Origin of the sequence: Domibacillus tundrae (assembly GCF_000970675.1) — a bacterium.
Lineage (GTDB): Bacteria > Bacillota > Bacilli > Bacillales > Domibacillaceae > Domibacillus > Domibacillus tundrae.
The window spans coordinates 49,095-61,580 of the sequence record NZ_LAJA01000003.1 but is presented as its reverse complement, the minus strand read 5'-3'; the positions used below and the strand labels follow the sequence as shown (position 1 = coordinate 61,580).

Genomic DNA, 12,486 nt, shown 5'->3' with positions numbered 1-12,486 from the left:
TCGTTTACTTAAATGGTGTTGTGCCCATTTGCAGTGCGACCGCCAGTTTTCCGTCAAAATCGTGCCCCGCCATCAGCAGATGCCCGTCTTCATCAAATCCGTAATGTGTCAGTCCTTCTGCATACACCCAGCCGATAGTAAGCTTCAGCCCGACACGAAACGGTCCGTCGCCGACAATTTTGCCATGTTCATATGTAAGTTTCGCATTGCGGATATACGCCCCCGCTGAGAAAAACTTTTCATTAAAGTGCGATGCATACGCGCCGTTTGTCGTTTCCATGTGAAGGTATACTTCATCACCGGCAAACTTGTTAATGAGTTCCTGCACCTTTTCAGGTAAAATCGGTTCCATGCCCGTTGCCCTCCCGTCAAAATAAGTTCTGGTTTTATTGTACTAAAAAATGATTCGGATAGCGAAAATCCTGCTTTTTCAGTATGATGAATGGAGAAATAATTTTGAGATAGAGGTGTTAATGTGCTGAAAACGATTATTCGAGAACGACGATCCATTAAAAAATTTAACGGGAAGGCCGTAGCCCTGTCAGACGTAACCGCTGTTTTAAAAGATGCGGCCTGGGCGCCAAATCATGGAAACCGCGAGCCGTGGCGTTTTGTGGTCGCAGCTGATAAAGGCCTTGACGCGATCCGAAATACGATGAAAGAATGCACGATTCCGAAATGGAACATGATGACTGAGGAAGAACTAGAACAAAAAACCGCTGGCTTTAAGCTGCCGGGCGCCTTTGTTTTTGTCATCATTCCGGAAGACTCACGCCAAAAAGAACGGTTTGAAGACTTTTCTGCTGCGTGTGCCTTAATTCAAAATGCGCAGCTGCTCGCCTGGGAAAAGGGAATCGGCACATGCTGGAAAACACCCGTCTGGATCGATGCGCCAAAATTCCGACAGGCGCTCGATGTGAAGCCAGGGGAGCGCATTTTAGCGATGCTGCAATTCGGCTACTACGACGAACTGCCAAAAGCAAAAGAACGGACACCAATCGAAAAGAAAATAACGTATTTTGGTTGAATGGACATAAAAGGGATTGAGTGGACACAAATCCCGTTAACTGGACACCAATTCGAATAAGTAACAGAACTACAATAAAGCACCCGCCTGACACATTGTCTGGCGGGTGCTCCTGTTTAGTTTTTATTATAAGCGCCGTGCATAACCGGTCCAACGTATTCGTTTAGTTTCCAGCCGTGTTTAATAGCTGCATTAACGAAGTTTTTCGCGTTATTGACCGCTTCTTTTACGTCCTGTCCATTTGCTAAATTAGCTGTAATCGCCGCCGCAAACGTACAGCCGGCGCCATGATTGTAAGTCGTGTTATGTTTTTCGCCTTCAAGCAAAATAAATTCTTCTCCGTCGTAGAAAAGATCGATCGCTTTGTCGCTTTCAAGCTGCTTGCCGCCTTTAACAACGACGTTTTTCGCACCGCGCTCATGAATTTTTTTCGCCGCTTCTTTCATATCGTCAATCGTACGGATCGGACCGACACCGGACAATTGCCAAGCTTCAAACAAGTTTGGTGTTACAACAGTGGCGAGTGGCAAAAGCAAATCACGCGTTGCTTCAGCTGCTTCAGGGTTTAATACTTCATCTTCGCCCTTACATACCATGACCGGGTCGATGACGACTTTTTGGACGTCGTTCGCTTTAATCGATGCTGCTGCAGTTTCGATAATTTCCGGTGTCGCAAGCATCCCTGTTTTTAGTGCGTCAATGCCGGTCGACATCGCCGTTTTTAATTGTGCTTCGAGCGCATCAATCGCTAATGGGAAAACACCGTGGCTCCAGCCGTTATCGGGATCCATCGTTACAATCGTCGTCAACGCTGTCATGCCGTAAGTGCCGTGCTCCTGGAACGTTTTTAAATCAGCTTGAATGCCCGCACCACCGCTCGTATCTGATCCTGCAATGGTTAATGTCTTTTTCATGAATGAAATTCCTCCTCTTTATACACTTCCTCCAGTGTAAAAAACTATTCCAAAATGCACAAGAAAAAACGCCCCTTTTTTTCTCAGAGTGTTATTTTGTATCATCGGCTGTTTCTTTTGCTATAACGACAAAAAGCAGGCCGGGTGCGAGCTGTTCTTCATAGTCCGCCGCTTCAGTTTGATTTGTTACGATTTTTGCAGTATACACACAAAAATCTCCCCGTTTTTCAACTTTGTACTGATTTAACCGTCCGCTTTGTTTTTAAACAGCGCTTTATTCCTTTATAATGAGAAGGGAGGTGAGCCGCATGACAAAAAAAATAGTAACGAACGACTGGGCGCCGCTGCTTGAAGACGAATTTGAAAAGCCATATTATCAGGAGCTCCGGTCTTTTTTAAAAGAAGAATATAAAACGCAGACGATCCATCCAAATATGAATGATATTTTTAATGCGCTTCATTTTACATCTTATAAAAACGTAAAAGTCGTTATCCTTGGACAAGACCCGTACCATGGTCCAAATCAGGCACACGGTCTTAGCTTTTCGGTTCAGCCGGGAATCGTGCCGCCGCCATCGCTGAAAAACATGTACAAGGAATTAAAAGAAGACCTCGGCTGTCCAATACCGAATCATGGTTATTTAAAGCAATGGGCGGATGAAGGTGTGCTGCTGTTAAATACGGTTTTAACCGTTCGGGAAGGAAAGGCTCATTCGCATCGGGGCAAAGGATGGGAAACGTTTACGGACCAAGTCATTCAATTGATCAGCAACCGGGAAAAGCCTGTTGTTTTTTTACTATGGGGGAGGCCTGCCCAAAGCAAGAAAGCATTGATTGATACAAAAAAACACGTCATTTTTGAATCGCCGCATCCAAGTCCATTGTCTGCATCACGTGGCTTTTTTGGCAGCCGTCCTTTTTCACAGGCAAATGATGCGCTGGCTTCAATGGGTGAAAAGCCAATTAACTGGTGTTTAGAAAATAATGTTTCACGTGAAACGTAATAAAAAGGAGGGGGCTTAAAACGGAACCAAATTGTATGAAATGCCAACATTTTCACGTAACGTGGGACCCCCAAGCACCGCGTGGCTGCCGTGCTTACGGATTTAAAACAAAGCAGGTGCCGTCTGTTGTCGTCAAGCGGTCATCAGGCCATCCATGTTTTCAATTTTCGCCGAAAGCGGGTGAGAAAAAATGAAGGTATCACTTGAAAAAGTGCTGCAGAAGATGGAGCAGGAGATTACTGCTGCTAAAAATGCAAATCCAAATGATATGGAGAAGCATGTTTATGCGATCAAATCAATGTGCGATTTGTTGATGGGAATAGAAACACCAGTGCCAAAACCGATGGCGGCACCGGCTGTTATTCCGCAGCCGGTACAGCAGCCGGTGCAGGTCGTAGGTCAGCCAGGACGGATTGCAACAGGGGATGGATCAAACGGAGAGTCTATTTTTGATTTTTAAAGGAGAAAAACAATGAAATTATTTATTATTTTAGGAGCGGTTAACGCTTTTTTAGCGGTGGCACTTGGTGCATTTGGCGCCCACGGACTGGAAGGGAAAGTGGAAGCGAAGTATTTAGAGATTTGGAAAACGGCTGTTCAATATCAGATGTTTCACGCGATCGGCTTAATGATCGTCGGCTTTTTAATGGGGCAATTCCCGGGTAGCTCAGCGCTTAACTGGTCGGGCTGGCTTATGATGGCCGGGATCGTTTTATTCTCAGGGAGCCTGTTTGTCCTTGCAGTCACAGCCATTAGTAAACTCGGTGCGATCACGCCGCTCGGCGGGCTCGCATTCTTGGCAGCGTGGATTTTGGTTATTATTGCTACTGTGAAAAATATGTAACAAAAAAGGTGATCCCAACACGCGGGTCACCTTTTTTGTTATCAGTGATACGGATATTCGTAAACAACTTCACCTTCAAATGTGGCATAATCCAGATAAAGAAGCGGGATAAGATAGCGCCGGCCGTTAGGCTCACTTAAAATTAAATGGTCACGTCCGGCTGCTTCGATTTGTCCACGGAACACTTTAGCGTTCCACTCTTTATTGTTTTCAAATGTAGTATATACCGTCACCATTTTGCCTCGGTTCAAGCGGAAAATGTTCTCGATATAAGACTCTTCCATTGTAGGCTGAGCGGGAGCCGCACCCGGCCCTTGACCCTGCCCCATGCCTGGTGGATATTGCCCTTGCCCTTGTCTTGGACCACCAGGCATCGGCATCGGTACCTGCTGAACGGGCATCGCCATGTAACCGTAAGGATTCATCTTTACTATTCCCCCTTAATTAATATACACGTGGACAGACGGATGCAAGTGGACTGTAAAAACAGTGTGATTTGTATCGGCTGGTATTGTACTGACCATACCATTGAGCAGGGCACGGTCCTTCAGGCTCAAAAAACCAGAGTGCATTGGATGCCGGGGTGATAGCGGCCGCCGTTAACGACTTTTCATGCCAAATCAATGTCTACCTGACGTGCTCTTTGACAAAAATATCCCTTTTGTGTTGCCTCAAAACCGCCTGGAGACTGAAAGACCATGTCTTGTAAATTACGAATTTGGTTGAAGTCAAGACAGTCTGCACGTGTTCGGTTAACGCCTACATTTCCAACCATCAGCATACCAAGTGGACCTTCTCCTCCGGCTTCCGACCGCATCAGCCGGGCTAAAAGCTTTTCTTCTGTGTAAGCAATAACAGGCAAATGAACACCTCCCTTTGTAAAGTATGCAGATTCGTATTCAAAGGTGCTTTTGTCTACGGCCCTTGCATAAAAAAAAACGCGCCCGGTGAGGGCGCGTTTTCATTCAACAGTTAATTAACATGCATCATTTGTGCGAATTTTTCGTCTGTCAGCAAGCTGCCGACAAAAAAGGAGCCAAATTCGCCGTAGCGTGCACTCACTTCATCGAAACGCATTTCATAAATTAATTTTTTAAATTGAAGTACGTCATCTGCGTAAAGCGTGACGCCCCATTCATAATCATCAAATCCGACAGAACCGGTAATAATCTGCTTAACGAGGCCGGCATACTGGCGTCCGATCATGCCATGGCTGCGCATGAGGGAACCACGTTCTTTCATTGGAAGCATATACCAGTTATCTTCTCCCTGGCGGCGTTTGTCCATCGGATAGAAGCAGACATATTCTGATTTCGGCAGTTCCGGATACAGACGTGCACGAATTTGTGGATTTTGATAGGGATCTTCGTCAGAAGAAAGGTAGTTGCTAAGTTCGACTACCGATACGTAAGAATAGGCCGGAGTCGTAAACTCGGCAATTTTCAGCTTATTAAATTCGGTTTCAATCACATTCAATTCTGCCATCGTCGGGCGCAAAATCATCAGCATGAAATCGGCTTTTTGTCCAACGACGCTGTAAAATGAATGACTGCCTTCTTTCGACTCCTGTGTGGCTTCCAATTTATAAAGAAACTTGCGGAATTCGCTGATTGCACTTTCCCGCTCGTCACTCGACAGCATTTTCCATGATGCCCAGTCAATTGAACGGAAATCATGCAAACAGTACCAGCCCTCAAGCGTTTTTGCTGCTTCACTCATTTTCATTCATCTCCTATGTATTGTATTCTGACTCTACTATAGCATAAAATGATCAAAAGCTAACTTCGCGGTGTCCTCCCGCTGCGCTTCAAAGCTGCCATGTCCTGTGGCATTCACGCGACTAGACCATCCGGGTCGTCGCAACGCTTTTGTGCCCTGCTCAGCAGGCCTAAAGCTTGAACCGCTCCCGTCAGAAAGCTACAGTTGAAAGAGAACATTTTGTGAAGGGGAATAACAATTATGGATCAATCAGAATCGCTCATACGCCGTCCGGTTTGGCGATTTATCGACCAATCCGCCTATGGACCTGGCTTTAACCCGCTTCATTCATTTGCAACCGACGATGCGCTGGCAACAGCAATCGGTGCCGGATACAGCCCGGCAACTGCACGTGCGTGGGTGCATCATGATACGGTCGTGCTGGGCATTCAAGATACGAAGCTTCCGTATTTAAAAGACGGCGTGAAAGTCCTGGAAGACGCCGGCTACCGGGTCATTGTCCGAAATTCGGGAGGCTTGGCGGTACTCCTTGATGATGGCGTGCTAAATTTGTCGCTTATTATACCAGATACGGAAAAAGGCATCGACATTGACCGCGGCTACGAAGCGATGTACACGCTTATGTGCCATATGTTTCCAGAGGCCAATATCGATGCCTATGAAATTGTCGGTTCCTACTGTCCTGGAAGCTATGATCTTAGTATTGGCGGACAGAAATTCGCTGGTATTTCACAGCGCCGCTTGAAAAAAGGCGTTGCTGTTCAAATCTATTTATGTGTGAATGGCAGTGGATCAGAAAGAGCGGCAGAGATTCGTACGTTTTACGAAGCGGCCAAACGAAACAATGAGACGAAATGGGTTTATCCGAATATCGAGCCGGATGTGATGGCGTCTCTTGCCGAACTAACCGGAGAGCCGTTGACAATCCAGAGCGTGATGATCCGTTTCCTTCAATCGCTAAAAGAACTCGGTGGTCCGCTTGAAGGCGGCTCCATGACTTCGTTTGAAGCAGACATCTTTGACGGCTATTTGCAGCGGATCATCGAACGAAACGACAAAGCACTCGCATAGGGTTATTCGGCTACTTTTTCGAGGTTGCCGTTTCGTTCCATTTTAAATGTTACAGCAGGTGTCTCATCATCATCTAGAGCGACAAATTTACGGGCACGATTCATAATTTTCATCAATGTTTCATAGTCTTCCTGCATAATTTCAGAAGATTGCTCGATTTTATCCAACCTGTGCTGCAGCTGTTCGTTTTCGACGCGCAGCCGCTCGTTTTCTGCTTTGACAGTGTCAACTGACTCAATGCTTTGCAAATAGCCGATGACATCCGCCATTGTTAAGACTCCTTCAACAGGAGGGGCATACAGCACTTTTTTCTCAATCATTCGGTTTCGTTGTTTTCGCTGTTTTTTGGCGAGACCGAGCGCTTTTTCATATTGTGTGCGGACGACGGCATTCCAGCGAAATCCGCAAGCGGCGGACGTTCTGTTTAACAAATCGCCTACTTCTTCAAATGCGTTCAACTGTGTGCTGCCTTCGCGCACATGGCGAAGAACCGTTTCAGCTAGCAGCAAATCATTTTCTTCTGACCAAGCATCTTGACGAACTTTCATCTTAGCATCTCTCCTTATGAAAATAGTCTCTATGGACAGGATAGCCGGACATTTGCCGTTTTATACATGGTAAGCTTGCAAACACGCTTTTTTCCATGTAAAATATCGTGATGAATGAACGGAAAGGAATGTTTGACATGGCGAATGAATTTCGCGTATGCGATGATTGCCAAGCAGTAAATCTGAAAACATTGATTCCAAAGCTCGAAAAATTAGATTCGGACGCATCGATTGATATAAAGTGCCAATCATATTGTGGTCCTGGCCGCAAAAAAACGTTTGCGTTTGTCAATAACCGACCCGTTGCGGCGTTAACAGAAGACGAGCTCATGGAAAAAATCGTGAAAAAGCTAAAGTCATAATCCAAATCACCTTTTCTTTTGAAAAAAGGTGATTTTTTTTCTGTTTGCTAGCAGTATATGCATCCATCAGTGCGAATTTTCCCATAATGATTGATTTTTCCGTTATAATGGACAAAAAAAGAGACTGGGGGCGCATATGTGAGCTACGCGAAGCAGAAGTTGAAAGAAGAGAAAGTGTTTAAAGATCCGGTTCATCGCTACGTTCATGTGCGGGATGTGGTGATTTGGGATTTAATCGGCACGAAAGAGTTTCAGCGGCTGCGTCGAATTCGTCAGCTCGGTACAACGTACTTCACTTTTCATGGGGCAGAGCACAGCCGGTTCAACCATTCTCTCGGTGTCTATGAAATTGTCCGCCGGATTGTCGATGATATTTTTCGCGGCAGACCGGAATGGAATGCGGAAGAACGTCTTGTCAGTCTTTGTGCGGCACTATTGCACGACGTTGGCCATGGCCCGTTTTCCCATTCATTTGAAAAAGTATTTGGGCTTGATCACGAAGAATACACGAAGCGGATCGTACTTGGTGATACAGACATTAACCGGGTACTGTCCAAAGTGAGTGACGACTTTCCAGAAAAAGTAGCCGCGGTCATTAATAAGACGTATCCGAATAAACTGGTTGTAAGTTTGATTTCGAGCCAGATTGACGCGGATCGGATGGATTATTTACAGCGCGACGCGTATTACACGGGCGTAAGCTACGGCCACTTTGATATGGAGCGCATTTTGCGGGTCATCCGTCCGCGCGAGGAACAGGCTGTCTTTAAATTGAGCGGCATGCATGCGGTAGAGGACTACATTATGAGCCGCTACCAAATGTACTGGCAAATTTATTTTCACCCGGTTACGCGCAGTGCCGAAGTACTGCTGTCCAAAACATTGCACCGGGCAAAAGTGCTGTATGAACAGGGATATTCATTCCGGCAGGAGCCCGTTCATTTTATCTCTTTGTTTGGCGGGGATTGTACGCTTGAAGAATATGTGAATCTTGACGAGTCGGTTATCATGTTTTATTTTCATGTCTGGCAGGAAGAAGATGATGAGATTTTACGGGATTTGTGCAGCCGGTTTATGAACCGGAATTTGTTTAAATACGTTGAATTTGATCCAGCGGCGGAGCAGGAAAAGTATGCAGAGCTGGAAGAATTATTCCGAAAAGCAGATATTGATCCCGAGTACTACCTCGTCCATGATTCATCGTCTGACCTGCCGTACGATTTTTACCGGCCGGGTATTGAATCAGAGCGGCAGCCTATTTATTTATTGATGAAAGACGATGAAACACTGCAGGAATTGTCCAGCCGCTCGGACATTGTTGAAGCGATTTCCGGCAAACGGCGGACGGATCACAAATTATATTTCCCGGTTGATCTGCTGCGGGATGAATCATCGAATCGGACGGTGAAACGGAAAATAAGAAATATATTAGAAATATATCGAAAGTAAAGGAGATTACTTTTTGGAACAATTTTTAGCATTTCGACTGGAGCAACTGCCGTTTGTTATTATTGCGCTGCTTGTCGCATTTACGGTGCATGAGTTCGCACACGCATATACAGCGTATAAATTCGGGGATGATACGGCAAAAAATCAGGGAAGACTAACGTTAAACCCGGTTCACCATCTTGACCCGATCGGAACGATTTTCATTTTAATTGCCGGGTTTGGCTGGGCGCGCCCGGTGCCGGTTAACCGCCGTAACTTTAAAAACCCGAAACTTGCCGGTGTGCTCGTGTCGCTTGCGGGGCCGCTCAGCAACTTTCTAATTGCATTTATCGCATTGGGCATTTTATATTTGATCGGCGGCAACGCGAATGAATTTGTTTTCAAGCTATTTGAAACGATGGTCTGGCTGAACGTTCTCCTGTTTGTGTTTAACCTGCTGCCGTTCCCGCCGCTCGACGGTTACCGGATTTTAGAAGATTTGGCGCCGTCGCACTTGCGGGTAAAAATGACGCGGTACGAACAATACGGCGTGCTGCTGTTTTTAATTCTGGTTATTACACCGCTTGGCGATTATACGATCAGGCCATTTTTGGACACGATGACAAACGCAGTACTCGCTGGATTCAATACGATTTTTGGCGCATTTTTGTAAGGAGGGCTAAACAACGATGGAACAAAAAAAGAAAGTCGGCTTTAACATTATTAAAAACGACCCTACAGATGGACATAAAGGATTCGGGAAGAGTGCACTCAGCCTTGAGCAGATGTCACCGGTTATTATTGACGTGGAGGATGGGTCCGCACATATTGATATCGGTGCGATGCATGCGCGCAGTGCGGTTGAAAAAGGCATTAAGTTTTTAAAAACAAAAGAAGAAGTGCCGGATGCAAAACTATATTGGCTCGTTTGGGTGACAGTGGATCGAAACGAAGAAGGACCGTATTATGCGGGCGTGACAGCGTGTGAAATGACGGTGAACCGCGAAATCCGACGCGGTTATAAGTCGCTGCCGGAACACGTGAACCGGATGGATAAATCGTTAAAACGCCACATTATCGTTGATGTGATGGATGATCGTTCAAAAACAATTTTGCGTGATTTTCTCGTCAGCCATAACGCGGATATGTGGGGACGTTCGTCAAACGAATTGAAAAATGGGTTAAATGTGACGAAAATGTGAAAAATCCAAAATTTAGCTTTCTTCTGTTGCCGGATACTGCAAAAAAAGAGTAAACTGAAAGCAATGCATAAATGCATACGCTAGGACATGCAAATCGCCCGGGGGACAGCACCCCCGGGCTTTTGCATGTCATCGGAACCATTCGGGCAGCTCCGGAAATAGCATATCTTCTGTATGATCATTTGTTTGCTGACATTCTTCCTTCGGTTCGGTCCCGCGCTCAAACAGCAATTTATGCCCGCCGTTGCACGCTTTTCCGCTTATGATATCCACTTCCACTTCTATTAATCCGCGCGGCTGCGTGAATTCTTCCGGCTGCCGTCCCGCGTGGACCTTTTCCATATACTGTGACCAAATGACCTTCGCACGTGAACGGTCTTCTATTTTTGTAATTTTTGATCCATCATCGTAGCCGGTCCAGACGACAGAGGTAAGAGAAGGAGTAAATCCGGCCATCCAGTAGTCGTACGGGGTTGACCCGGATTTCCCGGCATATGGACGCGTCAGGGCACCCACCATCGCCGCGCCGGTCGGCGTTGCATAATCACTCATTGTTTCGTCAAACATACCGGTCATTAACCGCGTCAGCACAGCGATTTTTTTTTCGTCAAACCGCTGTTCATGACGTTTTTTGTATCGGTAAAGCACGGTTCCGTCTGTGCTTTCCACTTTTGTAATAAAAACCGGCTTCCCATACGTGCCGCCTGAGGCGATCGTGGCATATGCGTTGGCTGTTTCAAGAGCCGTCATACCTGATGTGCCGAGTGCGAGGGATGGGACAGCTTCCAGCTCGGATGTAACACCAAATTGCTTCATCGTTTTGACAAGTGTTTCCGGCTCCAGCAGCATATTTGTTTTCACCGCGTAAATATTATCGGATACGGCAAGCGCCTCTGCCATCGTCACGCCCCGCTCCGCGTATTGGCTGTTAAAATTTTTCGGTGAGTACGCCGCATTAAACGTTGTCGGTTCGCTTTTTCGTTTTGTCACGGGTGTGAACCCATTTTCAAGCGCTTCGTAGTACAAAAAAGGTTTCATTAAAGAGCCAGGCTGCCTGAAGGCTTGAACGGCTCGGTTAAACGGACTTTCGGTGTAATCCCGCCCGCCGGACAGGGCTGTTACATAATGGGTGTCAGGATCAATTGAAACAAGTGCCGCCTGAACGGATGAACCATCTGCAATGCCTTCCGCTACTGCTTCATTAGCTGTTTTCTGATGTGACGGATTAAGTGTCGTGTACACTTTCAGCCCGCTTTGCTCCCGAAACCCGAGCGATTCCAGCTCGCTCCTCACAGCGTCGATAAAATAGGACGCTTCATTTTCGCTGTTCGCAAACGCCCCTGTCACATCCGGAATTTCGGCTATTGCTTCTTCGTACTCGTTTTTTGGCAAGTTCATTTCGGACAAAATAAGCCGGCGCCGGTCTTCTGATTTTTCACGTGAGGCGAGCGGTGAATAAATAGACGGACCTTTCGGAATGCCGGCAAGCAGTGCCGATTCCGAAGTTGTTAAGGCATCAGCGGACTTGTCAAAGTAAAATTGGGACGCCGCTTCAATGCCATACGCGCCATGGCCGAAATATACGGTATTTAAATAGCCTTCCAAAATCTCGTCTTTTGAATAAAAGGCTTCAATCCGCAGCGCCTGCCACGCTTCTTTCAGCTTGCGTGTCCACGTTTTATCATGTGTTAAAAAGACATTCCGCGCATATTGCTGCGTAATCGTGCTTGCCCCCTGCACTTTTGCCATCGCTTTTATGTCTGCCAGTGCGGCTCCGGCAATCCGTTTCGGATCGAGACCAAAATGGTGATAAAACTGCTTATCTTCGATGGAAATGACGGCATCGATCGCAGACGGGGCAATGTGATCAAGCTTCACCCAATAGCGTTTTTCACCTGTATGCGTTTCGGCTGTTTTCGTTCCATCTGCCGCATAAAACAAAGTGGAGCGCGGCACCGTTACATCCGGCGGTCCAGCGGCATATAACGCGTAAAAAAAGACAAGAATAACACTGGTGACCAAAACGAGTATCGCGATGATCCACTTTTTCATGCGGCATATCCTCCTTTTTCTAAAAATGAGAAAGTGTATATTTCTGAGCATTGTCCAGCTCCAGGCGGCCAGTCCTTCGGTCATAAGCCGTCACAGCTGTGTGGCAAAGAGCGCCACCCTGCTGGTCTGTCTTACGTCTGCCAGGCCTGAACGGCCGCCTTGCGCTTTTCTTTTGTTGTCCAGCTCCAGGCGGCCAGTCCTTCGGTCATAAGCCGTCACAGCTGTGTGGCAAAGAGCGCCACCCTGCTGGTCCGTCTTACGTCTGCCAGGCCTGAACGGCCGCCTTGCGCTTTTCTTTGGTTGTCCAGCTCCAGG

Annotated in this window: 16 protein-coding genes and 1 pseudogene; 10 read left to right on the top strand and 7 right to left on the bottom strand. The window is 46.6% G+C overall.

Annotation, left to right across the window (positions count from 1 at the left end; genetic code table 11):
- Positions 1-4: 4 nt before the first annotated feature.
- Entirely contained in the window at positions 5-352 is a 348-nt protein-coding gene (locus VQ00_RS05185) for a YojF family protein (protein ID WP_046179087.1), read from the bottom strand.
- A 123-nt stretch (positions 353-475) separates the two neighbouring features.
- Between VQ00_RS05185 and VQ00_RS05180 the strand changes: the two genes are divergently transcribed.
- Positions 476-1,027, top strand: a complete 552-nt coding sequence (locus VQ00_RS05180; RefSeq protein ID WP_046179086.1) for a nitroreductase family protein — start codon at positions 476-478, stop codon at positions 1,025-1,027.
- A gap of 116 nt (positions 1,028-1,143) precedes the next feature.
- Here VQ00_RS05180 and pdxK read toward each other — a convergent pair whose 3' ends face one another.
- Positions 1,144-1,941, bottom strand: coding sequence for a pyridoxine/pyridoxal/pyridoxamine kinase (gene pdxK / locus VQ00_RS05175; protein WP_046179085.1), 798 nt, complete (start codon positions 1,939-1,941; stop codon positions 1,144-1,146).
- A gap of 308 nt (positions 1,942-2,249) precedes the next feature.
- On the opposite strand from pdxK, the gene VQ00_RS05170 reads away from it, so the two are divergent.
- From VQ00_RS05170 to VQ00_RS05155, 4 genes are read left to right on the top strand one after another with little or no spacing between them, the layout of a single operon-like run.
- Positions 2,250-2,945, top strand: coding sequence for a uracil-DNA glycosylase (locus VQ00_RS05170; protein WP_046179084.1), 696 nt, complete (start codon positions 2,250-2,252; stop codon positions 2,943-2,945).
- A gap of 35 nt (positions 2,946-2,980) precedes the next feature.
- Positions 2,981-3,139: a hypothetical protein gene (locus VQ00_RS05165; protein WP_046179083.1), complete on the top strand. Its 159-nt coding sequence runs from the start codon at positions 2,981-2,983 to the stop codon at positions 3,137-3,139.
- Positions 3,136-3,405 (top strand): YwdI family protein, encoded by a 270-nt coding sequence (locus VQ00_RS05160; RefSeq protein ID WP_046179082.1) that lies wholly within the window; start codon positions 3,136-3,138, stop codon positions 3,403-3,405. The genes VQ00_RS05165 and VQ00_RS05160 overlap by 4 nt, the downstream gene beginning before the upstream one ends.
- Before the next feature lie 12 nt (positions 3,406-3,417).
- A complete protein-coding gene (locus tag VQ00_RS05155) occupies positions 3,418-3,789 on the top strand; it encodes a DUF423 domain-containing protein (protein WP_046179081.1) in 372 nt (123 codons plus the stop codon).
- A 41-nt stretch (positions 3,790-3,830) separates the two neighbouring features.
- Here the strand turns inward: VQ00_RS05155 and gerQ are convergent, their stop codons facing one another.
- From gerQ to hemQ, 3 genes and pseudogenes are all read right to left on the bottom strand, one after another.
- Positions 3,831-4,214: a spore coat protein GerQ gene (gerQ, locus tag VQ00_RS05150; RefSeq protein WP_046179080.1), complete on the bottom strand. Its 384-nt coding sequence runs from the start codon at positions 4,212-4,214 to the stop codon at positions 3,831-3,833.
- A gap of 19 nt (positions 4,215-4,233) precedes the next feature.
- Positions 4,234-4,651, bottom strand: a pseudogene (locus VQ00_RS05145) (cell wall hydrolase).
- A gap of 110 nt (positions 4,652-4,761) precedes the next feature.
- Entirely contained in the window at positions 4,762-5,508 is a 747-nt protein-coding gene (hemQ, locus tag VQ00_RS05140; protein ID WP_046179079.1) for a hydrogen peroxide-dependent heme synthase, read from the bottom strand.
- 240 nt (positions 5,509-5,748) lie between these two features.
- On the opposite strand from hemQ, the gene lipL reads away from it, so the two are divergent.
- Positions 5,749-6,579, top strand: a complete 831-nt coding sequence (gene lipL, locus VQ00_RS05135; protein ID WP_046179078.1) for an octanoyl-[GcvH]:protein N-octanoyltransferase — start codon at positions 5,749-5,751, stop codon at positions 6,577-6,579.
- A 2-nt stretch (positions 6,580-6,581) separates the two neighbouring features.
- Here the strand turns inward: lipL and VQ00_RS05130 are convergent, their stop codons facing one another.
- The gene (locus VQ00_RS05130; RefSeq protein WP_046179077.1) at positions 6,582-7,127 is read right to left on the bottom strand and encodes an RsfA family transcriptional regulator; all 546 of its coding nucleotides are present in this window, start codon (positions 7,125-7,127) and stop codon (positions 6,582-6,584) included.
- A 137-nt stretch (positions 7,128-7,264) separates the two neighbouring features.
- Here VQ00_RS05130 and VQ00_RS05125 point away from each other — a divergent pair, with 137 nt between their 5' ends.
- The 4 genes from VQ00_RS05125 (at position 7,265) to VQ00_RS05110 (ending at position 10,119) form a co-directional block, all read left to right on the top strand.
- The gene (locus tag VQ00_RS05125) at positions 7,265-7,489 is read left to right on the top strand and encodes a YuzB family protein (RefSeq protein ID WP_046179076.1); all 225 of its coding nucleotides are present in this window, start codon (positions 7,265-7,267) and stop codon (positions 7,487-7,489) included.
- Positions 7,490-7,627: 138 nt separating this feature from the next.
- Positions 7,628-8,938: an HD domain-containing protein gene (locus VQ00_RS05120; protein WP_046179075.1), complete on the top strand. Its 1,311-nt coding sequence runs from the start codon at positions 7,628-7,630 to the stop codon at positions 8,936-8,938.
- Between the two features lie 13 nt (positions 8,939-8,951).
- The gene (locus VQ00_RS05115; RefSeq protein ID WP_046179074.1) at positions 8,952-9,590 is read left to right on the top strand and encodes a site-2 protease family protein; all 639 of its coding nucleotides are present in this window, start codon (positions 8,952-8,954) and stop codon (positions 9,588-9,590) included.
- Between the two features lie 16 nt (positions 9,591-9,606).
- On the top strand, positions 9,607-10,119 hold the full coding sequence (locus VQ00_RS05110; protein WP_046179073.1) for a YwhD family protein: 513 nt from the start codon (positions 9,607-9,609) through the stop codon (positions 10,117-10,119).
- A gap of 129 nt (positions 10,120-10,248) precedes the next feature.
- Here the strand turns inward: VQ00_RS05110 and VQ00_RS05105 are convergent, their stop codons facing one another.
- A complete protein-coding gene (locus tag VQ00_RS05105; protein ID WP_052728345.1) occupies positions 10,249-12,171 on the bottom strand; it encodes a transglycosylase domain-containing protein in 1,923 nt (640 codons plus the stop codon).
- Between the last annotated feature and the right edge of the window lie 315 nt (positions 12,172-12,486).